We start from the raw sequence: 22,477 nt of genomic DNA on the forward strand, positions 1-22,477 counted from the left end.
GCGCGCCCCTTCGGCGGTCGCGGCGGCGGTCAGCCGATCGGGAGGCCGGCGGGCAGGCCGCCGAGGAGGCCGCCCAGCGCGCCACCCCCGAGACCACCGGTGACGGCGTCGAGCGGGAGACTCTTGGTGGCCTGGCCGGCGGTGGCCGGCAGGGTCTTCACACCCTGGTCGAGGGCGCCCTGACCGGCACCGAGGGACTCGGGGGCGCCGACGGGGAGTTCGGTGAGTCCGGCACCCAGCGGGAGGGCCTTGGTCACCGTGCCCAGCGCGTCGGCACCGACGGGCAGGGAGGGCGCTGCGGAGGCCGTGCCGGCGGCGGTGACGGCGAAAGCGGCACCGAGGGCGGCGACACCGAGCTTCTTGGCGGCAGACTGCTTCATCTGAAAATCTTCCTTGGGGAATCCGGGGGCTTCGGGAAAAAGCCGGGAGGGGAAATCCTGGGAATGCAGAGCGGCTCTGCAACCTAACCAGGGATCGTCGCCTCCGCAAACATCGGAAAGCGGCCGGGTGTCGCGCTCACCCGGCCGCCCCCACCCCCGTGACGGGGTGCCGTCTCAGCCCGCCGTACGGGAAGAATCGCTGGTCGTGGCGGTCTGCTGGAACAGCCATTCGGACTTCAGCTCGGCGTATCCGGGCTTGATGACCTCGTTGATCATGGCCAGTCGTTCATCGAAAGGAATGAACGCTGATTTCATCGCATTGACAGTGAACCACTGCATGTCGTCGAGCGTGTAATCGAACGCCTCGGTCAACAGCTCGAATTCGCGGCTCATGCTCGTCCCGCTCATCAGCCGGTTGTCGGTGTTGACCGTGGCCCGGAAGTGCAGCCGGCGGAGCAGACCGATGGGATGCTCGGCGATGGAGGCGGCGGCCCCGGTCTGGAGGTTGGACGAGGGGCACATCTCCAGCGGGACGCGCTTGTCGCGGACGTAGGCGGCGAGCCGGCCGAAGGTCACCGAGCCGTCGTCGGCGACCTCGATGTCGTCGATGATCCGGACGCCGTGCCCCAGCCGGTCGGCGCCGCACCACTGGAGCGCCTGCCAGATGGACGGAAGCCCGAAGGCCTCGCCCGCGTGGATCGTGAAGTGGTTGTTCTCCCGCTTGAGGTACTCGAAGGCGTCGAGGTGGCGGGTGGGCGGGTAGCCGGCCTCGGCGCCCGCGATGTCGAAGCCGACGACGCCGGTGTCGCGGTAGCGGTTGGCGAGTTCCGCGATCTCCAGGGCGCGGGCGGCGTGCCGCATGGCGGTCAGCAGGGCGCCGACCCGGATCCGGTGCCCGTTCGCCCTGGCTTGGCGCTCGCCCTCACGGAAGCCCTCGTTGACGGCCTCCACGACCTCCTCCAGGGTGAGGCCGCCCTCCAGGTGCTGCTCGGGGGCGTAGCGCACCTCCGCGTACACGACGCCGTCCTCGGCGAGGTCGACGGCGCACTCGACGGCGACGCGGAAGAGTGCCTCCCGCGTCTGCATGACGGCGCAGGTGTGCGCGAAGGTCTCCAGGTACCGCTCGAGGGACCCGGAGTCGGCGGCTTCGCGGAACCAGATGCCGAGCTTGTCGGGTTCCGTCTCGGGGAGCTGCGAGTAGCCCTGCTCCCGGGCGAGTTCGATGATCGTGCCGGGGCGCAGCCCGCCGTCGAGGTGGTCGTGGAGCAACACCTTCGGGGCGCGGCGGATCTGGTCCGCGGTGGGGATGCTGGGGGTCTGGCTCGTCATTTCCGCACTCTAGCCCCTACGCGCGTAGAGCGCGCCCTGGAGCACCGCGTCCGCGCCGGACGTCTTGCGGTCCGGCCCGGGAGCCCGAACGCCTAGCGTGGGCCCATGACTTCCGCGACACCCGGCTCCGAGCTGCACCGCGTCCACGCCTTCCTGTCCGGCTTCGACCGCAGGCAGGCGGCGCGTACGGTCGACTTCCCGGGCGGCTTCGCCGCCTTCGACGACGCGTACCCGCTGTCCCGGGGGAACAACCACGTCCTGGTCGACGGTGAGACCGACGCGGAGGCGCTGCCCGCGCGGATCGAGGAGCTGATGGGCCACCTCCCGTACCGGCATGCGCACGTCCTCGACGAGGCGGTCGCCGCGGCCTGTCTGGGGCCGATGTCCCGGGCCGGGTATCAGCACTCCACCTCACTCCTCATGTGCCACACCGGCCCCGTGGACGGTCGTGGCGGGGCCCGGGAAGTGGACCTGGACGCGCTGCGCGGGCCGGTGACCGCGTCCTGGCACCGCATCGCGCCGCAGGCCGCCCCGGAGCACGTCCACGACCTGGTGGAGCGGCGGGCGGCCCGGCTCAGGGGCGCCGAGATCGTCCGGTTCCTGGCTTCGTACGGCCCGGCCGGCGAGGTGGCCGCCTGGGCCGATCTGTACCTGGACCCGGCGAGCGGGGTGGCGCAGATCGAGGACCTCGTCACGGACGGGGCGCACCTCGGGCAGGGGCATGCCGGCGCCGTCCTCGACACGGCCTTGCGCCTGGCCGCCGACGCCGGCTGCACCATCCGTTTCCTGACCGCCCGGGTGAACGACTGGCCGCACCGCTGGTACGCGCGGAAGGGCTTCGGGACGATCGGGAGCATGTCCCGTTTCGGACGGCCTTGAGAACCGGGGGTGTTCGGTCCCCGGACGATACGCAACAGAGACCGCGCGTACGACTGGCGTACACCTCCGCTTCTGAGACTGTTCTGTCATGGCGCACTTCGCACTCGTGGGGCCGCCCGACGCCCGGAGACCCCGGCTCGGACGGCCTGTTGCAGGTTCACGGACGTCGGCGGCCGCGGGCGGCGTGGTGCTGCTGCTGCCGGACGGCGAGCCGGTGTCGGGGCGGGGTGCCTCCCTGCGGGCCCACGCGGCGATGCTGCCGCTCGGGCGCGCGCTCGTCCGCGCGGGCCGGTCCGAGGGACTCGTCGCCCATGTGGTGCGCTACCGGGGGCGCGGCTGGAACGGGGCCGACGCGAACCTCGCCCAGGACGCGTCCTGGGCGGTCGCGGAGGCGGTGCGGCGCTACGGCGACGTCCCGGTCTGCCTCGTCGGCCACGGGCTCGGCGCCCGGGCGGCGCTGCGGGCGGCCGGGCACGCGGCGGTCGGCGCGGTCCTGGGGCTCGCCCCCTGGCTGCCGGAGGACGACGTGGCGGCGGAGCCGGAGGCGGTGCGTCAGCTGGTGGGGCGCCGGGTGCTGCTCGTCCACGGCACGAACGACGCCCGTACGGACCCCGAGCTGTCGTTCCGGTTCGCGCAGCGGGCGAAGAAGGCCAACCGGGACACCTGCCGCTTCGAGGTGCACTCGGACGGCCACGCGCTGCGCCAGTACGCGGACGAGGTCCAGTGCCTTGCCGCCGACTTCGTCCTCGGTGCCCTCTTCGCCCGCCCGGTCGCCCGCCCGGTGACGGACGCGATGGCCGCTCCCCCGCCCCTCGGCCTGCGGATGCCGCTGGCGGCGGGCTTCGGGGGCGCCCCCCGGCGTCTCTAGGGACGGGCCTGACGGGCCCTACGGCAGCAGGTGGCCCCTCCTGCTCAGGAGGAACTTCTTGAAGGCGGCCACCGGGGCCGTGTCCGGGTGGCCGTCGAGCCAGGCGACGCCGATCTCGCGGACCGCGCGCGGGGCGGTGACGGTGAGTTCGACGACGCCGGGGCGCGGGACGGCCGGCGGCGGCAGCAGGGCGACGCCGAGACCGGCGGCGACCAGGCCGCGCAGGGTCTCGGCCTCCTCGCCCTCGAAGGCGACCCGGGGCCTGAAGCCGGCCTCGGCGCACAGGTCGTCGGTGATGCGGCGCAGTCCGTACCCCGGTTCCAGGGTCACGAAGGTCTCGTCCGCGGCCTCGGCGAGGCGGACCCGTCTGCGGCTCGCGAGCCGGTGGTCGTCGGGGACGACGAGCCGGAGCCGCTGCTCGTCGAGACGGCGGGCGACCAGGTCGGGGGCGTCCGGGACCGGGGAGGTCAGGCAGAGGTCGAGGTCGCCGGCCCGGAGCCGTTCGATCATGGCCTCGCCGTAGTTCTGGACGAGGGTGAAGCGGATCCGCGGATGGTCGACGCGGAAGGCGCGGATGAGACCGGGGACGGTCTCGGAGCCCATGGTGTGGAGGAAGCCGAAGGCGACGCGGCCCGCGGTGGGGTCGGCGTCGGCCCGTACGGTGTCGGCGGCCCGTTCCACCTCGGCCAGGGCCCGCTCGGCGGCGGTGAGGAAGCGGCGCCCCGCGGGGGTGAGGGAGACCGTGCGGCCGCGGCGGGCGAAGAGGGTGACGCCGAGGTCCTGTTCGAGCCGGACGATCGCCCGGGAGAGCGTGGACTGGGGGACGCCCATCTCGGCCGCGGCGCGGGTCACGTGCTCGTGCCGAGCGACGGCGGCGAAGTACGCGAGCCGCGGGGCGAGCAGCGGCCCCATGTCTTCTTCGTTACTGTTCGGTGACAGGCGAGGCTGTGACCTGTACTCATGCACCATGGGAACGATTACAGCAGTTCCGTGCATTGGACGCATGAAACGGGGCGTCCTACGTTCGTGACATGCCTTCCGCCAGTACCCAGGCGGCCGCCACCACCGCGTCCGCCGACACCCGCCTCGCCCCCGGCACCCCCGGCCACCGCCGGATGAGCCTCGCGCTCTTCGCCGCGGGCCTCGCCACCTTCGCCCTCCTCTACTCCACGCAGGCCCTCCTCCCGGCCATCTCGGCCGAGTTCGGCGCCACCGCCTCCGCCGCCTCCTGGACGGTCTCGGCCGCGACCGGCGCCCTGGCCCTGTGCGTCCTCCCGCTCAGCGCCCTCTCGGAGCGCTTCGGCCGGCGCGCGATGATGACCGCCTCCCTGTCGGTCGCGGTCGCCGTCGCGCTCCTGGTGCCGCTCGCCCCGAACCTGGAGTCCCTGATCGCCCTGCGTGTCGTCCAGGGCGCGGCGCTCGCCGGGCTGCCGGCGTCCGCGATGGCCTTCCTCGCGGAGGAGGTCCGGCCCAAGGCGCTGATCGCGGCGATCGGCCTGTTCGTGGCGGGCAACTCGCTCGGCGGCATGAGCGGCCGTCTGGTGACCGGCTGGGTGGCCCAGCTGTGGGGCTGGCGAGCGGGTCTGGCGGCCGTCGGGCTGACCTCCCTGCTGTGCGCGCTCGCCTTCCGGGCGCTGCTGCCGAAGGCACGGCACTTCACCCCAGGCCCGCTCGCGCCGAGGGCTCTCGCCCGCACCGTACGGACGCATCTCTCGGACCCGCTGCTGGTGCGGCTGTACGTGATCGGCGCCCTGTTCATGACGGTCTTCGGCGCGGTGTACACCGTCATCGGCTACCGCCTGGTGGAGGCCCCGTTCTCCCTGCCGCAGGGCGTGATCGGCTCGATCTTCCTGGTCTACCTGGTCGGTACGGTCTCCTCGGCGGCGGCCGGGCGCCTCGTCGGGCGGCTCGGCCGGCGCGGGGCGCTCTACCTGGCGGTCTCCACCACCGCCCTCGGCCTGCTGCTCTCGCTCGCCGACACGCTGGCGACGGTGCTCGCGGGCCTGGTCCTGATCACGGCCGGCTTCTTCGCGGGCCACGCGGTCGCCTCCTCGTCGGTGAGCCGTACGGCGAAGACGGGCCGCGCGCAGGCTTCGGCGCTCTACCAGTCCGCGTACTACCTCGGCAGCAGCGCGGGCGGCACGCTCGGCGCGATCGCCTTCCACGCGGGCGGGTGGGCCGGCACCGTCCTGATCGGTCTCGTCGCGGTCCTCGGCGTCGTGTCGGTCACGCTGTACGGCAGCCACAGCGCCCGCCTGGAGGCGCGCCGGATCGGGCCCGCCGCGTCCTGCTGAACTCGTCCGGATCCGATGCAACTGAGTCGCTCCCCCGGACGTCCTGAACGATAGGACTCTAGGGGGAGTTGACGATCATGAAGACAATCGCGGGTCGGATGGGGAAGAGAGCGGGCATCGTGGCCGGCCTCACCTCGATGGTGGTGCCGATGACGATCGCGCTCGGTGCGGCTCCGGCGCAGGCGGCGTCCTGCAACGTGACGACGGGCCCGTACCAGAAGCAGGTGGAGAAGTTCCTCGGGCGGACGGTCGACGGGCGGCAGTCGCTCGCCGACTGCAAGGCCATCCAGGCGTTCCAGGCGAAGCACGGCATCACGCCGGCCGCGGGGTACGCGGGGACGATCACCTGGCGCACGATGAACACGATGCTCCAGCAGAAGGCGGCGGGCACCAACCCCAACCGGGCGGGCACCTGCCCCACCAACCGGGGCCGGATCGCCTGCGTCGACCTGACCCGCCAGCTGAGCTGGATCCAGGACGGCGCCCGTCTCACGTACGGCCCCGTGCCGGTCCGTACGGGCAAGGACGGCACCGAGACCCGCACGGGCTCGAAGAAGATCTACATGCGGAACATCAACCACTGGTCGACGATCTACCACGTCTCCATGCCGTACTCGCAGTTCTTCGACGGCGGGCAGGCCTTCCACTCGACCACGAAGTCCATGTGGAACCCGCCGGGTTCCGGCGGCTGCGTCAACATGCGGTCGGCCGACGCCAAGGCGTACTGGAACCTGCTCAGGAACGGTGACGACGTCTTCGTCTACGGACGCAAGCCGGGAACCTGACCCGACTGTCAGTCCGCTGCGGTAGCTTCCCTCTCACCGGCACCGAACGGGTGCCGGTGAGGGCTGAGTGGGGTGTGGACCCGATGAGTGACGCCGCGACCGCGACGACCGACGAACTGGACAAGTACCGCCGGGAGCTGACCGGTTACTGCTACCGGATGCTCGGATCGTCCTTCGAGGCGGAGGACGCGGTGCAGGACACCATGGTGCGGGCCTGGAAGGCGATCGACTCCTTCGAGGGCCGCTCCTCGCTGCGGTCCTGGCTCTACCGGATCGCCACCAACGTCTGCCTGGACGCGCTGAACGCGGGCAACCGGAGGGCACGGCCGATGGACCTGACCTCGCCGACGCCGGTCGCCCAGGCGCAGCTCGTCAAGCAGCCCGAGGTCACCTGGCTGGAGCCGATCCCCGACGGACGGGTCCTGCCCTCGGCCGCCGACCCGGCGGAGACGGCCGTCTCCCGGGAGACCGTACGGCTCGCGTTCGTGGCCGCGCTCCAGCACCTGCCGCCCAAGCAGCGGGCGGTGCTCATCCTGCGCGAGGTGCTCGCGTGGCGGGCGAGCGAGGTCGCGGAGCTCCTCGACAGCACCGTCGCCTCGGTCAACAGCGCGCTCCAGCGGGCCCGGGCCACCCTGGCCGAGCAGGCGCCGGCCACCTCCGACCCGGCGAACCCGCTCGACGAGGAGCAGAAGGCGCTCCTTGAGCGCTATGTCGCCGCCTTCGAGGGGTACGACATGAAGGCGCTGACCGCGCTCCTCCACGAGGACGCGACCATGTCCATGCCGCCGTACGACCTCTGGCTCCGGGGCCACGACGACATCGTGGGCTGGATGCTGGGCGTCGGCGAGGTCTGCTCCGGCTCGAAGCTGGTGCCGACCGTGGCGAACGGCTCGCCGGCGTTCGCGCAGTACCACCCGGACCCCGCCGGCGGCTACAGCCCGTGGGCGCTCATCGTCCTGGAGCTGCGGGACGGCAAGGTCGCCGGGATGGACTTCTTCCTGGACACCGAGCGCTGGTTCCCGCTCTTCGACCTGCCGGCACGGCTGGAGGCCTAGACCGCCCCGATCACCCAGGTCGCCTAGGTCGGCAGTGTGTCGTCGAGGCCGGTGAGGAGGAGCAGGGCCCGGAGGTCCGGTCCTGCTCCGTGGAAGCGTATGCGGTGGCCCCGGCGGCCGGCCGCGAGCCTCAGCCGGGCGAGGACGTCGACGGCCGCGAGATCGGCCCGCGCGAGCGCGCCGACCTCGCAGACCACGTCACCGGGCGGGGCGGCGCCGAGCCGGGCGCAGAGCCGCGCCACCTCGTCCCGGCTCGGGCGGGCGGGCAGGGTCACGACAAGCGGTTGACTGGTGTCCACGTGCTGTGAGACCGGAGCGGGGACGAGAACTCATCGCGTGGGCGTGTCGCCAGGGCCTGTCCGGAAAGCAGCGCCGTCTGCCCGGAGGGCAGGGCTGCGGGACTCTCCTGACGGGCCCTAGGCTCCGGATCATGACTCAAGAGCCTGTCGAGCTGGTGATCTTCGACTGTGACGGTGTCCTGGTGGACAGCGAGTGGATCTACTGCCGGGTGGACCGGGAGGTGTTCGCCACCCTGGGTGCGGAGTTCACCGAGGAGGAGATGGTGGAGCACTTCGTCGGCTCCTCGCACGAACTCCTCACCTCGATCCTGGAGGAGAGGATCGGCCGTCCCCTGGAGCCCGGTTGGGGCGCGCCGTTCCGGCAGCGGTACGAGGACGCTTTGGACGCGGAGCTGACGGCGGTGGAGGGCGTCGCCGACGTACTGGACACGCTGCACGTCCCGTACTGCCTCGCCTCCAACGGCAGCCACGCGAGCATCCGGAAGAACCTCACGCGGGTGGGCCTGCTCGACCGCTTCGAGGGCCGGATGTTCAGCGCCCGGGACGTCGCCCGGGGCAAGCCCGCGCCGGACCTCTTCCTGCACGCGGCGGCCACCTTGGGCGTCCCGCCCGAGCACTGCGCGGTCGTCGAGGACAGCCCCTACGGCATCCAGGCCGCCCGCGCCGCCGGGATGCGCGCCTTCGGCTACTGCGGCGGGCTGTCCCGCGCGGATCGGCTCGCGGGGCCCCGGACGGTCGTCTTCGACCACATGCGGGAGCTGCCGGGGCTGTTGGGGACGCCGCTCGGCTGAGGGAGGCGCCTCTCCTCGCCGAGCGGGACCGGTGGGGGCCACCGGTCCCGCTCGACGGGCGGCTCCGGCCCTTACGCGATGCGGTCCAGGACGATCGGGTTCGGGGTGAAGGACGTGCCCGGGGCGGCGATGTCCCAGGCCATGTCCAGAGACTTCAGGGCGTACTCGAACTTCTCCGGGGTGTCCGTGTGGAGGGTCAGGAGCGGCTGGCCCGCCGTGACGGTGTCGCCCGGCTTGGCGTGAAGCTCGACGCCGGCGCCGGCCTGCACCGGGTCCTCCTTGCGGGCGCGGCCCGCGCCCAGGCGCCAGGCGGCGATGCCGACGTCGTACGCGTCGAGGCGGGTGAGGACGCCGTCGGCGGGGGCGGTGACCACGTGCTGCTCGCGGGCCACCGGCAGGGTCGCGTCCGGGTCGCCGCCCTGGGCCGCGATCATCCGGCGCCAGTGGTCCATCGCCGAGCCGTCGGCCAGCGCCTTAGCCGGGTCCGCGTCCTTGATGCCGGCCGCTTCGAGCATCTCGCGGGCGAGCGCGATGGTCAGCTCGACGACGTCCGCCGGGCCGCCGCCCGCGAGGACCTCGACGGACTCGCGGACCTCCAGGGCGTTGCCGGCGGTGAGGCCGAGCGGGGTGGACATGTCGGTGAGCAGGGCCACCGTCTTCACGCCGCTGTCGGTGCCGAGGCCGACCATCGTGGCGGCCAGCTCACGGGCGTCCTCGATGGTCTTCATGAACGCGCCGGTGCCGACCTTGACGTCGAGGACCAGCGAGCCCGTGCCCTCGGCGATCTTCTTCGACATGATCGAGCTGGCGATGAGCGGGATCGCCTCGACCGTGCCCGTGACGTCGCGGAGCGCGTAGAGCTTCTTGTCCGCCGGGGCCAGGCCGTCGCCCGCCGCGCAGATCACGGCGCCCGTGGTGTCGAGGACGTGCAGCATCTCCTCGTTCGAGAGCAGCGCGCGCCAGCCGGGGATGGACTCCAGCTTGTCGAGCGTGCCACCGGTGTGGCCGAGGCCGCGGCCGGAGAGCTGCGGGACGGCCGCGCCGCAGGCGGCGACGAGCGGGGCGAGCGGCAGGGTGATCTTGTCGCCGACGCCGCCGGTGGAGTGCTTGTCGGCGGTGGGGCGGGAGAGGGAGTCGAAGTTCATGCGCTCGCCGCTGGCGATCATCGCCGCGGTCCAGCGGGCGATCTCCGCGCGGTTCATGCCGTTCAGCAGGATGGCCATGGCCAGGGCCGACATCTGCTCGTCGGCGACCGCACCGCGGGTGTAGGCGTCGATGACCCAGTCGATCTGCTCCGGGCTCAGCTCGCCCTTGTCCCGCTTCGTGCGGATGACGGAGATGACGTCCATGAGGTGGTTCCTCTTTCTACGCGCATAGAGGGGGGAAGGGGGGAGCGACCCTTCCATCGTGCCGGAAGGGCCGCTCCGAGGTGTTACCGCGACAGGTGGTCCGGGCCGAACGCCTGCGGGAGCATCTCCGCCAGCGTCAGGAACCCCGCGGGCGTCTCCAGGACGAGCTCGGAGCCCCCGAACTCGTACAGGAGCTGACGGCACCGGCCGCACGGCACCAGGGACTCGCCCCGGCCGTCCACGCAGACGAAGTGGGTCAGCCGGCCGCCCCCGGTCGCCTGGAGCTGCGACACGAGCCCGCACTCGGCGCACAGGCCGAGGCCGAAGGAGGCGTTCTCGACGTTGCAGCCGGAGACCACCCGGCCGTCGTCGACGCGGGCCGCCGCGCCGACCGGGAAGCCCGAGTACGGGGCGTACGCGCGGGACATGGCCTCGCGGGCCGCGACCCGCAGGGCCTCCCAGTCGGTCTCCGGAAGCGCGGGTCCGGCGAGGCCGGCTCCGGGACGGCCGGGCTGCGCGGGCGCGGGCTCCGGGAGGGCGGCGGTCACTTGCCCTGGCCCTTCCGGTACGGCAGACCGTCCGCCTTCGGCATGCGCAGGCGCTGCGCCGACAGGGCGAGCACGAGCAGCGTGGTGACGTAGGGGGCCGCGTCGACGAACTGGCTCGGGACCTCGTCGGTCAGCGCGTACCAGAGGAAGAACACGGCGGAGAACGCGGCCGCGACCACACCCGCCACGTACTTCTTCCTGTACAGCTGCCAGGCGGCGGCGAGCACCAGGAGGACGGCGACCAGCAGCAGCAGCGCGTGGACGTTCTCGGCGCCGCCGCGCAGCTTGAGGCTGTCGGTGAAGCCGAAGAGGCCGGCGCCGAGCGCCATGCCGCCGGGCATCCAGTTGCCGAAGATCATCGCGGCGAGACCGATGTAGCCGCGGCCGCCGGTCTGGCCCTCCTGGTAGATGCCGGTGGCGACGATCGCGAGGAACGCACCGCCGAGGCCGGCCAGGGCGCCGGAGACCGTGACGGCGATGTACTTGTACTTGTAGACGTTCACGCCGAGGGACTCGGCCGCGACCGGGTTCTCACCGCAGGAGCGCAGCCGCAGGCCGAAGGCCGTGCGCCACAGCAGCCACCAGGTGGCCGGGATCAGCAGCAGGGCGACGACCGTGAGCAGCGACAGGTTGGTGACGAGGCCGCCGAGGATGCCGGCCAGGTCGGAGATCAGGAACCAGTGCTTCTGCTGGAGGTCCTGCAACCAGTCGGACAACCCTGGGATCGTGATCTTGGTGATCTGCTCGATGCGCGGGGACTGCTTGGAGGAGCCGCCCTCGGCCTCGGCGAACGTGAAGTTCGACAGGTACTGGGTGAAGCCGACCGCGAGGATGTTGATCGCCACACCGGAGACGATGTGGTTCACGTTGAACGTGACGGTGATGATCGCGTGCAGCAGACCGCCGAGCGCGCCGCCGAGGAGGCCGAGCAGGACGCCGACCCACGGGCCCCACTGGTAGCCGGCCCAGGCGCCGAACCAGGTGCCGAGCACCATCATGCCTTCGAGGCCGATGTTGACGACGCCCGCGCGCTCGGCCCAGAGACCGCCGAGACCGGCGAGGCCGATGGGGACGGCGAGCTGGAGGGCGCCGGAGACCTGGCCCACGGAGGTGAGGTCGTTGGCCCCGGAGACGGCCCTGACGAACGAGAAGAGCAGGAGACCGGCCGCGACGATCAGCATGATCCACGGCAGGGTGAGCTTGCGGCGTCCGCCGCCCTTGGGCGCGGCGCTCGGCTTGGTGACAGTGCCGGTGCTCATGCCGAGACCTCCTTGTCGGTCTTGATGGCGCCGCCGGCGGCGAGTTCCTCGCCGACCTTCTGCTGCTGGCGGCGGAGGCCGTAACGGCGGACGAGCTCGTAGGAGACGACGACCGCGATCACGATGATGCCCTGCATGATCTTGGTGATCTCCTTCGGGTAGCCCTCGGTGTCCAGCGACGAGGAGGCCTTGTCGAGGAACGCGAAGAGCAGGGCCGCGAAGAAGATGCCGACCGGGTGGTTACGGCCGAGCAGGGCGATGGTGATGGCGGTGAAGCCGACACCGACGGGGAAGTCGAGGCTGTACGTGTGGGACTCGCCCAGCAGCGTCGGCATGCCGGCGAGGCCGGCCAGGGCGCCCGAGAGCAGCATCGAGGTGAGGATCATCTTCTTGGCGTCGACACCGCTGGCCTGGGCTGCGGACTCGCTGGCGCCGGTGGCGCGCAGGTCGAAGCCGAAGCGGGTGCGGTTGAGGACGAACCAGTAGACGACGCCGAGCGCGAGCGCGACGAAGGTGAAGCCGTAGACGACTCCGTTGCCCTCGCCCATGTCGATGCCCGGGAACCAGCCGGACTCGGAGATCTCACCCGTGGTGAGGTTGTTCGAGCCCTCCGGCTGGACGCCGAAGTTCTTCGGCAGGATCAGCCAGGCCACCAGCGAGGTCGCGATGGCGTTCAGCATGATCGTCGAGACGACCTCGGAGACGCCCCGGGTGGTCTTCAGGATGCCGGCGATGCCGGACCAGAAGGCACCCGTCAGCATCGCGACGAGCACGATGAGCAGGATGTGCAGCGGGCCGGGCAGCTCGACCGAGGCGCCGACGAGGGCCGAGACCATCGCGGCGAGCCGGTACTGACCGTCGACACCGATGTTGAACAGGTTCATCCGGAAACCGATGGCCACGGCCAGGGCTGCCAGGTAGTAGATCCCCGTCTGGTTGACGATCAGGACCTGGATGTCCGAGAACGCCGCGTTGTCGATCATCAGCGTGATCGGCTCGATCGGGTCGAGACCCGTCGCGAGCAGCACCAGCACGGTGAGCACGAACGAGGAGACCAGCGCGAGCACCGGTCCCGCCGCGCCCAGGATCAGCTTGTCCTTGTCGAACTTCATCATCGGGCGTCACCGTCTCCGGGCTGCTCTTCGTTGCCTTCGAGGTGACCGCTGGCCGCGCCGGTCATGGCGGAGCCCAGCTCCTCGGGCGTGATGGTGGCGGGGTCGGCGTCGGCGACGAGCCTGCCGCGGTACATGACCCGGAGGGTGTCGGAGAGACCGATCAGCTCGTCGAGGTCGGCGGAGATCAGCAACACCGCCAGGCCCTCACGGCGGGCGTCCCGGATCGCGTCCCAGATCTGCGCCTGCGCGCCGACGTCCACACCGCGGGTCGGGTGGGCGGCGATCAGGAACTTGGGGGCGTGGCTCATCTCGCGGCCGACGATCAGCTTCTGCTGGTTGCCGCCGGAGAGGGAGGCGGCGGTGACGTCGATGCCGGGGGTGCGCACGTCGTACTCGCGCACGATCCGCTCGGTGTCCTTGCGGGCCCCCTTCGGGTCCAGGACGCCACGCCGGGAGTTGGGCGCCTCGGTGACGTGGCCGAGGATGCGGTTCTCCCAGAGGGGGGCTTCGAGGAGCAGGCCGTGGCGGTGGCGGTCCTCGGGGATGTAGCCGATACCGCCCTCGCGGCGCTTGCGCACCGAGACCTTGGAGATGTCCTTGCCGTCGAGGGAGATGACGCCCGCGTCGGGGGTCGCCATGCCCATGAGGGCCTCGATGAGTTCGGTCTGGCCGTTGCCCTCGACGCCCGCGATGCCGAGGATCTCGCCCTTGTGGATGGTGAGGGAGATGTCGTCGAGGAGCTTGCGGCCCGCGACGGCCTCCTCACGGACGACGGCCGTGCGCGACGGGTCCGGCGGGGCGGCCGTCGTCAGGGGGGTCGCGCCGCCGCCCTCGACCAGGGTCAGGCCCTTCACCGTGAGCATCGGTACGTTCGTGACCGTGGACTCGCGGGTCTCCGGCGAGGGCAGCTCGCTGCCGACCATCAGCTCGGCGAGCTGCTTGGTGGTGGCGGTCCTCGGGTCGGCGGTGCCGACCGTGGTGCCCCTGCGGATGACGGTGATGTCGTCGGCGACCTTCAGGACCTCGCCCAGCTTGTGCGAGATGAAGATGACGGTCAGGCCCTCGGACTTGAGCTCGCGCAGGTTGTCGAAGAGCGCGTCGACCTCCTGCGGGACGAGCACGGCGGTCGGCTCGTCGAGAATGAGGATCTTGGCACCGCGGTAGAGGACCTTGAGGATCTCCACGCGCTGGCGGTCGGCGACACCGAGGTCCTCGACGAGCGCGTCGGGGCGGACCCCGAGGCCGTACGCGTCGGAGATCTCCTGGATCTTCCTCCGCGCCTTGGCGCCGATGCCGTAGAGCTTCTCGCCGCCGAGGACGACGTTCTCCAGGACGGTGAGGTTGTCCGCGAGCATGAAGTGCTGGTGCACCATGCCGATGCCGCGCGCGATGGCGTCACCGGGGCTGGAGAAGGTGACCTGCTCGCCGTCGACGGCGATGGTGCCCTCGTCCGGCTTCTGCATGCCGTAGAGGATCTTCATGAGGGTCGACTTGCCGGCTCCGTTCTCGCCGATGAGGGCGTGCACGGTGCCCTTGCGGACCGTGATGGCGATGTCCCTGTTGGCGACGACGCCGGGGAATCGCTTGGTGATGCCGTGCAGTTCTACGGCAGGGGGCGGGCTGGACGCGTTGATGACGCACTCTCCTTGGCCGGAAGGAGTGGGAGCGGGGAGGGCAGGGCGGGGCGAAGTTATCGTGCCAGGGAGACATCTACACGCGTAGCGCTGCCGGAAAGTGAAAACCTGTACGGGAAGGGGGCCCGGCCCGGTGGGGATCCCACCGTCGCCGGGCCCTTCAGTCAGTGAACCGCGGTCCTTACGGAGCGGTCTTGACCGTGATCTTGCCGTCGACGATGTCCTTCTTCGCCTTCGCCACGGCGTCGGTGACCTCGGTCATCTTCTTGTACGCCGGGTTGGAGTCGGCCAGGCCGACACCGTCCGCGGCGAGGCCGTAGCGGATCTCACCGGTCTGCGGCTTGCCGTCCTTGACCGACTTGATCAGGTTGAAGACGGAGTCGGAGACGTCCTTGGTGACCGAGGTCAGGATGTGCTCCTTGTAGGAGGCGAGACCCGCCTGGTTGTACTGGTCGGAGTCGACGCCGATGGCCCACTTGCCGGCGGTCGCGGCGGCCTCGATCGAGCCGGAACCGGCCAGACCGGCGGCGGCGTAGATCACGTCGGCACCCTTGTCGAGCTGGCCCTGCGCGGCGGCCTTGCCGAGGTCGGGCTTGGAGAAGCCGTCGAAGTTCGGCGGCTGGGTCAGGTACTGGACGAGCACCTTCGCCTTGGGGTTGGTGTCCTTGACGCCCTGCGCGAAGCCCGCCTCGAACTTCTTGATCAGCGGGACCTCGACACCGCCGATGAAGCCGACCGTGCCGGTCTTGGACGCCTTGGCGGCGGCGACGCCGGCCAGGTAGGAGCCCTGCTCCTCGTTGAAGACGAGGTTGGCGATGTTCGGACCGGTCTTCGACGTGTCGTCGATGAGGCCGAACGTGGTCTTCGGGTAGGCCTTGGCGACCTTCTCGATCGCCGGCGCGTAGGCGAAGCCGACGCCGATGACCGGGTTGTTGCCGGCGCGGGCGAGCGCGGTGAGGCGCTGCACCTTGTCGGCGTCACCCTCGCCCTCCGAGGGCTCGGCCTCGGAGCCCTTGACGTCGAGCTCGTCCTCGGCCTTCTTCAGGCCGGCGTAGGCGGCGTCGTTGAAGGACTGGTCGCCGCGGCCGCCGATGTCGTACGCGATGGCGGCCTTGGCGGCCTTCGAGTCCGTCCCGGAGCCGGAGTCGTTCGAAGACTTGCCACACGCGGTGGCGGAGAGGGCGAGAGCCGCGGAGGCGATGCCCACGGTCGTGATCCTGGTGATCCGGCGCAAGAGGAGGGTCCCTTCAAGACTGACCGAAAGCGCCTCTTCCGGCGCTGGTTTCGCGGCGATCGTAACGCGCGTAGATGTCAGTTAAAGACCCGTTCATGAGTCGTTATCGGATCGTCGCGTACCGGCCGGCGAGCCGACCGGGGGCGTTCGGCCCGGTACGGCCGGTTATACCGCCGGGAACGGACGGCGGGACGGGGGCCGGCGGCGCGCCACGCCGGGCGGTGGGCCGATGGGGGGACGGCGGTCGGCCGGACGGATGACGGGTCCGTCCGGCCGGGGTCACGGCCTCGGCGCCCCGCCCCGGCCCGGCCGGGGAGGGGCGCCGGAGAGGGGCTGCCGGGGTTCAGACGCTCGGCGCGGCGTCGAGGAGGGCCGCGGCGGTGAAGAGCTCCACCGCGGTCTCGATGCAGCGCTCGTCCACGTCGAAGTCGCCGGCGTGCAGGTCGCGGACACGGGTGTCGCCGGGGGTACGGACGCCGAGGCGGGCCATGGCGCCGGGGACGTGCTCCAGGTACCAGGAGAAGTCCTCGCCGCCGAGGCTCTGCTCGGTGTCCTCGATCGCGTGCGTCCCGCGGCGGGCGGCCATGGCGTCGTGGAGCAGTTCGGTGACGCCCGCGTCGTTGACGACCGGGGGGACGCCGCGGACGTAGTTCACGGTCGACTTGGCGCGGTGCAGGGTCGCGATCTCGTCGATCGCCGCGTGCACCAGGTCGGGGGCCTCGCGCCAGGTCGGGAGGTCGAGGCAGCGGACGGTGCCGGAGAGCTCCGCGTGCTGGGGGATGACGTTCGGCGCGTGGCCGGACTCGATGCGTCCCCAGGTGACGGAGAGGCCCGATCGGGCGTCGACGCGGCGGGCCAGGACGGCGGGCACGTCGGTGGCGACCCGGGCGGCGGCGGTGACGAGGTCGGTGGTGAGGTGCGGGCGCGCGGTGTGGCCGCCGGGCCCGTCGAGGGTGACTTCGAGACGGTCGCAGGCGGAGGTGATGGGGCCGGAGCGCAGTCCGATCTTGCCGGCGTCGACCCGGGGGTCGCAGTGGACGGCGATGATCCGGCCGACTCCGTCCAGGACCCCGGCCGCGACGGCGTCGGCGGCGCCGCCGGGGAGGACCTCCTCGGCGGGCTGGAAGATCAGCCGCACGGCGTTGGGCAGCAGGCCCCGCCGGTCCAGTTCGGCGAGGACGAGTCCGGCGCCGAGGACGGTGGTGGTGTGGACGTCGTGTCCGCAGGCGTGCGCGCGGTTGGCCACCGTGGAGGCGTACGGGACCGTCTTGACGTCGGGGATGGGCAGCGCGTCGAGGTCGGCGCGGATCGCCAGCATGGGGCGGCGGCGGTCCGGGACGCCGATGTCACAGATGAGCCCGGTGCCGGCCGGAAGGACCTTCGGCGCGAGGCCGGCCGCCTCGAGGCGGGCCTTCAGCGCGGCGGTCGTACGGAACTCCTGGTTCCCCAGCTCCGGGTGCATGTGCACGTCTCTGCGGAAGCCGATCAGCTCGACGCGCAGGGTGTCGGACAGCTTTCCGGGCAGGGTGACGGAGTCTGGCTCACGGGAGGTCAACTGGTTCACCTTTTGAAGGGTAGGCCTTCGGAGAGGTCAACTGCCCGTTGATCACCAAATGTTCAACCCGTTAGGGGAAAGAAACTCCGTTCACCAGGCATGAAGGCCGTTCCATGTGGGTAGGGTCACCCGAATCCGAGCCGGTCGGAGGGCGCGGCCGCCCGTGCGGTGAGCCGGTCCACCTCGTGGGCCGCGGTGCCGGCCACCCCGGACAGAAAGCCCTGGGCACGCGGTGAGGCGCTCTCCCGCAGCCACTCCGGCGCGATCTCGCAGACCGCGACCTTCACCCCGGTCCCGGCGAGGGCGAGCGGCAGGGTGTGCACGACCGTGGACGGGAAGCTGACGATCGTACGGCCGACGGGGCCGCGCCGGGCGATCAACTCCAGGGGCAGCTCGGGCCGGACCACCTGGAGACCGGTCTCGACCGCGATGCGGTGCAGCTTCTCGGCGCTCTCCCTGCGGTGCGCGAAGTAGCGGGTGGCGCCGTGGGTGCGGGCCAGCTCCCCCACCACCCGGTCGTAGTGGTCCGCGTCGACCACGCCCGTCTCGACGAGCGAGGTGCCCACCAGGTCCGCGCCGCTGGTGAGCAGCGGCGGGCCGAACCGGGTGCGGGTCCAGGCGAAGGAGTTCTCGGTGACCTCGATGCCCTCGGGGGCCTCGACGGGCAGTGAGGTGAAGATCTCGACCGTACGGCCGGGGGCCGGGGCGAGGCGCCGCCGGGCGAGCGAGGTCACCGGGGCGAGCACCAGCTCACGCGGGCCGAGGCGGCCCTTGCGGTGCCAGCGCACCAGGCGCTCGCCCCGGCCGATCTGGGCGGCGAACTCCATGGTCGCGGTGCCGTCGTCGACCACCGTCAGGTGCCGGGGGCCGAACAGCGTCAGGAGCAGCTGGACGTACCGGGAGAACGGGTCCCCGATGATCACCCGCTCCGCCGAGCGCAGCGGCCGGGCGAGCTCCCGCAGGGTGCGGACGAGCGAGCCCCGGCCGCCGCGGGCCTCCTGCCAGCGGACGGTGAGGCCCTCGTCGCGGGCCAGCTGCGCCATCCGGCGCAGCTGGCCGCGCGACATGGGGTCGGTCGGCGACAGGACGACGACCGTGAGGGGCGGGGTGGCGTCCGCGGGGTCACCGGTCGGGGGCGCCGCGCTCGTCGGCGCCGTGGGGACCGGCAGGCCGGGCCCGGCGAGGGCGCCGTCCGCCGTACCCGGCCGGGTCGCCCCCGCGGGACGGCCGCCCGTGGCGGTGGCCTGCGTGTGCGCCCATTCCAGGACGTTCAGAAGCTGGACCGGGCTCTCGACGAACGCCAGCTGCCCGGTCATGCGGCGACGAGCCCCTGGACCCGGCGGAGCTTCTTCATCGGGCCGAGCTCCGACTCGTAGACCTTCTTGACGCCGTCGCCGAGGGCGGCCTCGATGGTGCGGATGTCGCGGACCAGGCGCTGGAGGCCCTGGGGCTCGACGGAGGCGGCCTGGTCGGAGCCCCACATGGCGCGGTCGAGGGTGATGTGACGCTCGACGAAGGTGGCGCCGAGGGCGACGGCGGCCAGCGTGGTCTGCAGGCCGGTCTCGTGGCCGGAGTAGCCGATCGGGACGTTCGGGTACTCCTCCTGGAGCGTCTGGATGACGCGGAGGTTGAGCTCCTCGGCCTTGGCCGGGTAGGTCGAGGTGGCGTGGCAGAGCAGGATGTTGTCGCTGCCGAGGACCTCGACCGCGTGCCGGATCTGCTTCGGCGTCGACATGCCGGTGGAGAGGATGACCGTACGGCCGGTGGAGCGCAGGGCGCGCAGCAGCTCGTCGTCGGTGAGGGAGGCGGAGGCGACCTTGTGGGCGGGGACGTCGAACTTCTCCAGGAAGGCGACGGCCTCGGTGTCCCACGGGGAGGCGAACCAGTCGATGCCGCGCTTCCGGCAGTGCTCGTCGATGGCGCGGTACTGGGTCTCGTCGAACTCGACGCGGTGGCGGTAGTCGATGTACGTCATCCGGCCCCAGGGGGTGTCGCGCTCGATGTCCCACTGGTCGCGCGGGGTGCAGATCTCGGGGGTGCGCTTCTGGAACTTCACGGCGTCGCAGCCGGCCTCGGCGGCCACGTCGATGAGGGCGAAGGCGTTGTCGAGGTCACCGTTGTGGTTGATGCCGATCTCGCCGGTGATGTAGACGGAGTGGCCGGGGCCGGCGGTCTTGTCGCCGAGGGTGCGGGTTCGGGTGTTCATGGTGCTGTTCCTTACGCGTCGGGGGTGTTGAGCTCGGGGCCGAGGAGCCAGGCGGCGATCTCGCGGATCGCTCCTGAGCCGCCCGGGGTGACGGTGACCGCGCGGGCCGCGGCCCGTACGGAGTCGTGGGCGCTGCTCACCGCGACGGGCCAGCCGACGAGGTGGAAGCAGGGCAGGTCGTTGACGTCGTTTCCGGCGTAGAGCACGCGCTGCGGGTCGATGCCCTCGGCGTCGCACCACTCCTTGAGGGCCCGGTCCTTGCGGTCGATGCCGTGCAGGACGGGGATCTTGAGCTTGCGGGCGCGGGCGGCGACGACGGCGTTCTGCTCGGTGGAGAGGATGAGGACAGGCAGGCCGGCGCGGCGCAGGGCGGCGATGCCGAGTCCGTCGCCGCGGTGCGCGGAGACGAACTCGCGTCCCTCGGCGTCGAGGTGGACCCGGTCGTCGGTCTGGGTGCCGTCGAAGTCGAGGACCACGGCGTCGATGTCGGCGAAGCCGGGGGTGGCCGGGGTGTCGGAGTTCTCGAGGAGTGGCGCGATCGCACGGGCCCGGGCCAGATCGTGCGGGTCGTCGATCTCCAGGACCCGGGCGGGGTCGGTGACGACGAGCGCGGTGCGGCCGAAGAAGCGGTGCCTGTGGGTACGGAAGCCGGCCGCGTCCATGGCGTAGACGGCGCCGGTCTCCAGGTACTCGGGCTCCCGGTCCTGGCGACGGGGGCGGTGCGCCTTGTCGTGGTTGACGCCGGTGGCGCCGTCGTCGACCGTGTCGCGCCAGAGGAAGCCGTGGGTCGGGGCCGCCGTGAAGGCCGTGTCGGCGGCGCCGGAGGTGATGCGCTCGGCGGTCTCCGCGACCTCGGCGGAGGTGAGGAACGGGCTCGTGCACTGGACGAGGAGGACGACGTCGGCCGGGCGGCCGTGGGTGGCCTCGAAGGCGTCCATGGCGTGCAGGACGGCCGCCTCGCTGGTGGCGGTGTCGCCCGCGATCTCGGCGGGCCGCCGCACGGCCTCGGCCCCGGCGGTGCGGGCGGCGGCCGCGATGCCGGCGTCGTCGGTGGAGACGACGACGTGGGTGACGGGGCGGGCGCCGAGGCAGGCGTGGACGGCGCGGGACACCAGGGGGACACCGGCGACCGGGGCGAGGTTCTTGGCGGGGACACCCTTGGAGCCGCCCCGGGCGGGGATCACGGCGAGCACGGTGGCGGGGGGCGGGGCCACGGTGGACTGCGCGGCCGTCGACTGCGTGACCGTCGGCTCCGTCGCGGTGGACTGGGTGGCCACGGGCTGTGTGACCGTCGGCTCCGTCGCGGTGAGGTGCGCGGCCGTCGACTGCGTGACCGTCGGCTCCGTCCGCTCCGGGGGCCGGTCAGCGGGTGGCTGGGCGGTGGCGGGCATCAGAGTTCTCCCAGGCGGCGGATGACGGGTGCGACGCGTTGCACGCCGTGGCGGTACGCGCCCCGCGCGGCCTCCCGGACGATCCTGCGCAGGCCGCTCTCGCGGGTCTCCGGCGCGGTGACGTCCAGGCGGTGGCGGGCGAGGATCCCGGGCAGGTAGCCGGGGGCCGTCTCGGCGGTGTAGTAGGGGGTGATCGGGGGCGGCGTGGGCAGTGCCAGGAGCTCGGCGACCCGGTCGCGGGCCGCGTCGAAGGCGCGCTCGTACCCTCCGTCGGACGCGACGCCCTGCCGGGCCAGCCAGGTCTCGTCGGGCGTCGGGGCGAGCCCCTTGTCGAGCCGGTCGAAGGAGGCCAGCAGACCCGAGCCGACGAAGTGGTGGTTGCCGAGCGCCTCGCGGACCCCGAGGTCGGTGAGGATCGCGGTGGGGACGCGGCGGTGCAGGGCTTCGAGCGCGGCCGTGGAGGAGACGGTGACCAGAAGGTCGGTACGGTCGAGGACCTCGCCCATGTGTCCGTACACCAGGCGGAAGTTGGCGGGCGGGTCGAGCTCGCGGACCAGCTTCTGGAACGGGAACTCCTCCAGGTGCGTGGTGTGCTCGCCCGGCTTGGAGCGGAGCTTGAGGAGCACCTCGCGGCCCGGGTGGAGGCGGGCGTGGGTGATCAGCCGCCGCAGCACGTAGGCGCGTTCGGTCCGGGTGGCGGGCACGGACGGCTGGGCGGCGAAGACCAGGGTGTCGCGGCCGGCCTCGGGGGCGTACGGGGCGCCGCCGAGGAAGGGCAGGGCGGCCTCGACGACCGAGTCGGCTCCGGCGCCCACCCCCTCGTACACGGCGCGGAAGCGCTCCGCGTCGTGGCGGGAGTTGGCGAGGACGACGTCGGCGCCGTGGCGCAGCAGCAGGCCGTCGGTGAGCTTCTCGTAGACGACGCCGACATAGCCGGTGACGATCACCGGGCGCCGGTCGAGGCCGAGGTCGGCCAGGCCCTGGAGGACGGCCCGGACGGTGCCGCCCACGAGGGCGAGGACGACGACGTCGTATCCCTCGCCGCGCGCCTCCGCGTCCCGTACCGCACGCAGGAACTCCGCGCCCGTCACCTCGCTCGGGGTGGTCGTGGACACCCCTGTCTCCGCGAGTTGCCGCGCGGTGGGCGTCGCCCGTCCGCGCAGGACGAATCCGGTGGGTTCGGCGGTCGCCGTGGTGATGCGGCGCGCGGTGAGCGCGCCCCATTTCCACCGGGTGTCGGAGTCGGCGAGTACGGCGACCCGTACCGCTTCTCTGTTACTTCCTTGCACGCCGAGGACGCTAGAAGGGCATTCCGCTTTTCGGCCCAACTGGACCACAACAACCGGTGAACAGAGCCTCTCCGCCTGTTGAAGTGGGTCGGGATCCGGACCGCAGGGGGCCGGATCCGCCTTCCAGGAAAGGCGGTTAATCGGCCCGCCGCCTGGTGTTCACCGCAAGGCCGCCCACCGGTCGGTGGGAATGCCGGGGCGGCGCCTAGCGTCGGCC

At 72.0% G+C, this 22,477-nt stretch carries 21 protein-coding genes; 6 read left to right on the forward strand and 15 right to left on the reverse strand.

Features of this window, described 5'->3' with window-relative positions:
- Positions 1-29: 29 nt before the first annotated feature.
- The gene (locus tag ACFWV2_RS25100; RefSeq protein ID WP_384407906.1) at positions 30-380 is read right to left on the reverse strand and encodes a hypothetical protein; all 351 of its coding nucleotides are present in this window, start codon (positions 378-380) and stop codon (positions 30-32) included.
- A gap of 174 nt (positions 381-554) precedes the next feature.
- On the reverse strand, positions 555-1,709 hold the full coding sequence (locus tag ACFWV2_RS25105) for an adenosine deaminase (RefSeq protein WP_384407908.1): 1,155 nt from the start codon (positions 1,707-1,709) through the stop codon (positions 555-557).
- 105 nt (positions 1,710-1,814) lie between these two features.
- Between ACFWV2_RS25105 and ACFWV2_RS25110 the strand changes: the two genes are divergently transcribed.
- Positions 1,815-2,588 carry a GNAT family N-acetyltransferase gene (locus tag ACFWV2_RS25110; RefSeq protein ID WP_384407910.1) on the forward strand — a complete coding sequence of 258 codons (774 nt, stop codon included), beginning with the start codon at positions 1,815-1,817 and terminating at the stop codon, positions 2,586-2,588.
- A gap of 88 nt (positions 2,589-2,676) precedes the next feature.
- On the forward strand, positions 2,677-3,456 hold the full coding sequence (locus ACFWV2_RS25115) for an alpha/beta hydrolase (RefSeq protein WP_384407912.1): 780 nt from the start codon (positions 2,677-2,679) through the stop codon (positions 3,454-3,456).
- 18 nt (positions 3,457-3,474) lie between these two features.
- Here the strand turns inward: ACFWV2_RS25115 and ACFWV2_RS25120 are convergent, their stop codons facing one another.
- Positions 3,475-4,425 (reverse strand): LysR family transcriptional regulator, encoded by a 951-nt coding sequence (locus tag ACFWV2_RS25120; RefSeq protein WP_384407914.1) that lies wholly within the window; start codon positions 4,423-4,425, stop codon positions 3,475-3,477.
- Between the two features lie 62 nt (positions 4,426-4,487).
- On the opposite strand from ACFWV2_RS25120, the gene ACFWV2_RS25125 reads away from it, so the two are divergent.
- From ACFWV2_RS25125 to ACFWV2_RS25135, 3 genes are all read left to right on the forward strand, one after another.
- Positions 4,488-5,750: an MFS transporter gene (locus ACFWV2_RS25125; RefSeq protein WP_384407916.1), complete on the forward strand. Its 1,263-nt coding sequence runs from the start codon at positions 4,488-4,490 to the stop codon at positions 5,748-5,750.
- A gap of 77 nt (positions 5,751-5,827) precedes the next feature.
- A complete protein-coding gene (locus ACFWV2_RS25130; protein WP_384407918.1) occupies positions 5,828-6,535 on the forward strand; it encodes a L,D-transpeptidase in 708 nt (235 codons plus the stop codon).
- An 83-nt stretch (positions 6,536-6,618) separates the two neighbouring features.
- On the forward strand, positions 6,619-7,590 hold the full coding sequence (locus ACFWV2_RS25135) for a sigma-70 family RNA polymerase sigma factor (RefSeq protein ID WP_384407920.1): 972 nt from the start codon (positions 6,619-6,621) through the stop codon (positions 7,588-7,590).
- A gap of 23 nt (positions 7,591-7,613) precedes the next feature.
- Here the strand turns inward: ACFWV2_RS25135 and ACFWV2_RS25140 are convergent, their stop codons facing one another.
- The gene (locus tag ACFWV2_RS25140) at positions 7,614-7,865 is read right to left on the reverse strand and encodes an STAS domain-containing protein (protein ID WP_384407922.1); all 252 of its coding nucleotides are present in this window, start codon (positions 7,863-7,865) and stop codon (positions 7,614-7,616) included.
- 155 nt (positions 7,866-8,020) lie between these two features.
- Here ACFWV2_RS25140 and ACFWV2_RS25145 point away from each other — a divergent pair, with 155 nt between their 5' ends.
- A complete protein-coding gene (locus tag ACFWV2_RS25145; protein WP_384407924.1) occupies positions 8,021-8,680 on the forward strand; it encodes an HAD family hydrolase in 660 nt (219 codons plus the stop codon).
- A 71-nt stretch (positions 8,681-8,751) separates the two neighbouring features.
- On the opposite strand, the gene ACFWV2_RS25150 is transcribed toward ACFWV2_RS25145, so the two are convergent.
- The 11 genes from ACFWV2_RS25150 to ACFWV2_RS25200 form a co-directional block, all read right to left on the reverse strand.
- A complete protein-coding gene (locus ACFWV2_RS25150) occupies positions 8,752-10,029 on the reverse strand; it encodes a thymidine phosphorylase (protein WP_384407928.1) in 1,278 nt (425 codons plus the stop codon).
- Positions 10,030-10,112: 83 nt separating this feature from the next.
- Complete coding sequence (locus ACFWV2_RS25155) at positions 10,113-10,577, reverse strand: cytidine deaminase (protein WP_384407930.1); 465 nt, start codon at positions 10,575-10,577, stop codon at positions 10,113-10,115.
- On the reverse strand, positions 10,574-11,836 hold the full coding sequence (locus tag ACFWV2_RS25160) for an ABC transporter permease (RefSeq protein WP_384407932.1): 1,263 nt from the start codon (positions 11,834-11,836) through the stop codon (positions 10,574-10,576). Before ACFWV2_RS25160 ends, ACFWV2_RS25155 begins: the two co-directional genes overlap by 4 nt.
- Positions 11,833-12,951, reverse strand: a complete 1,119-nt coding sequence (locus tag ACFWV2_RS25165; RefSeq protein ID WP_384407934.1) for an ABC transporter permease — start codon at positions 12,949-12,951, stop codon at positions 11,833-11,835. The genes ACFWV2_RS25160 and ACFWV2_RS25165 overlap by 4 nt, the downstream gene beginning before the upstream one ends.
- Positions 12,948-14,585, reverse strand: a complete 1,638-nt coding sequence (locus tag ACFWV2_RS25170) for an ABC transporter ATP-binding protein (RefSeq protein ID WP_384408123.1) — start codon at positions 14,583-14,585, stop codon at positions 12,948-12,950. Before ACFWV2_RS25170 ends, ACFWV2_RS25165 begins: the two co-directional genes overlap by 4 nt.
- Before the next feature lie 181 nt (positions 14,586-14,766).
- On the reverse strand, positions 14,767-15,819 hold the full coding sequence (locus ACFWV2_RS25175) for a BMP family protein (protein WP_384407936.1): 1,053 nt from the start codon (positions 15,817-15,819) through the stop codon (positions 14,767-14,769).
- A 343-nt stretch (positions 15,820-16,162) separates the two neighbouring features.
- Entirely contained in the window at positions 16,163-17,383 is a 1,221-nt protein-coding gene (locus ACFWV2_RS25180) for an amidohydrolase (RefSeq protein WP_384407938.1), read from the reverse strand.
- 116 nt (positions 17,384-17,499) lie between these two features.
- On the reverse strand, positions 17,500-18,690 hold the full coding sequence (locus ACFWV2_RS25185; protein WP_384407940.1) for a hypothetical protein: 1,191 nt from the start codon (positions 18,688-18,690) through the stop codon (positions 17,500-17,502).
- Positions 18,687-19,580, reverse strand: a complete 894-nt coding sequence (locus ACFWV2_RS25190; protein ID WP_384407942.1) for an N-acetylneuraminate synthase family protein — start codon at positions 19,578-19,580, stop codon at positions 18,687-18,689. Before ACFWV2_RS25190 ends, ACFWV2_RS25185 begins: the two co-directional genes overlap by 4 nt.
- An 11-nt stretch (positions 19,581-19,591) precedes the next feature.
- On the reverse strand, positions 19,592-20,971 hold the full coding sequence (locus ACFWV2_RS25195) for a cytidylyltransferase domain-containing protein (RefSeq protein ID WP_384407944.1): 1,380 nt from the start codon (positions 20,969-20,971) through the stop codon (positions 19,592-19,594).
- A complete protein-coding gene (locus tag ACFWV2_RS25200; protein WP_384407946.1) occupies positions 20,971-22,260 on the reverse strand; it encodes a DUF6716 putative glycosyltransferase in 1,290 nt (429 codons plus the stop codon). The genes ACFWV2_RS25195 and ACFWV2_RS25200 overlap by 1 nt, the downstream gene beginning before the upstream one ends.
- Positions 22,261-22,477: the final 217 nt, after the last annotated feature.

Source organism: Streptomyces sp. NPDC058671 (assembly GCF_042716475.1).
GTDB lineage: Bacteria > Actinomycetota > Actinomycetes > Streptomycetales > Streptomycetaceae > Streptomyces.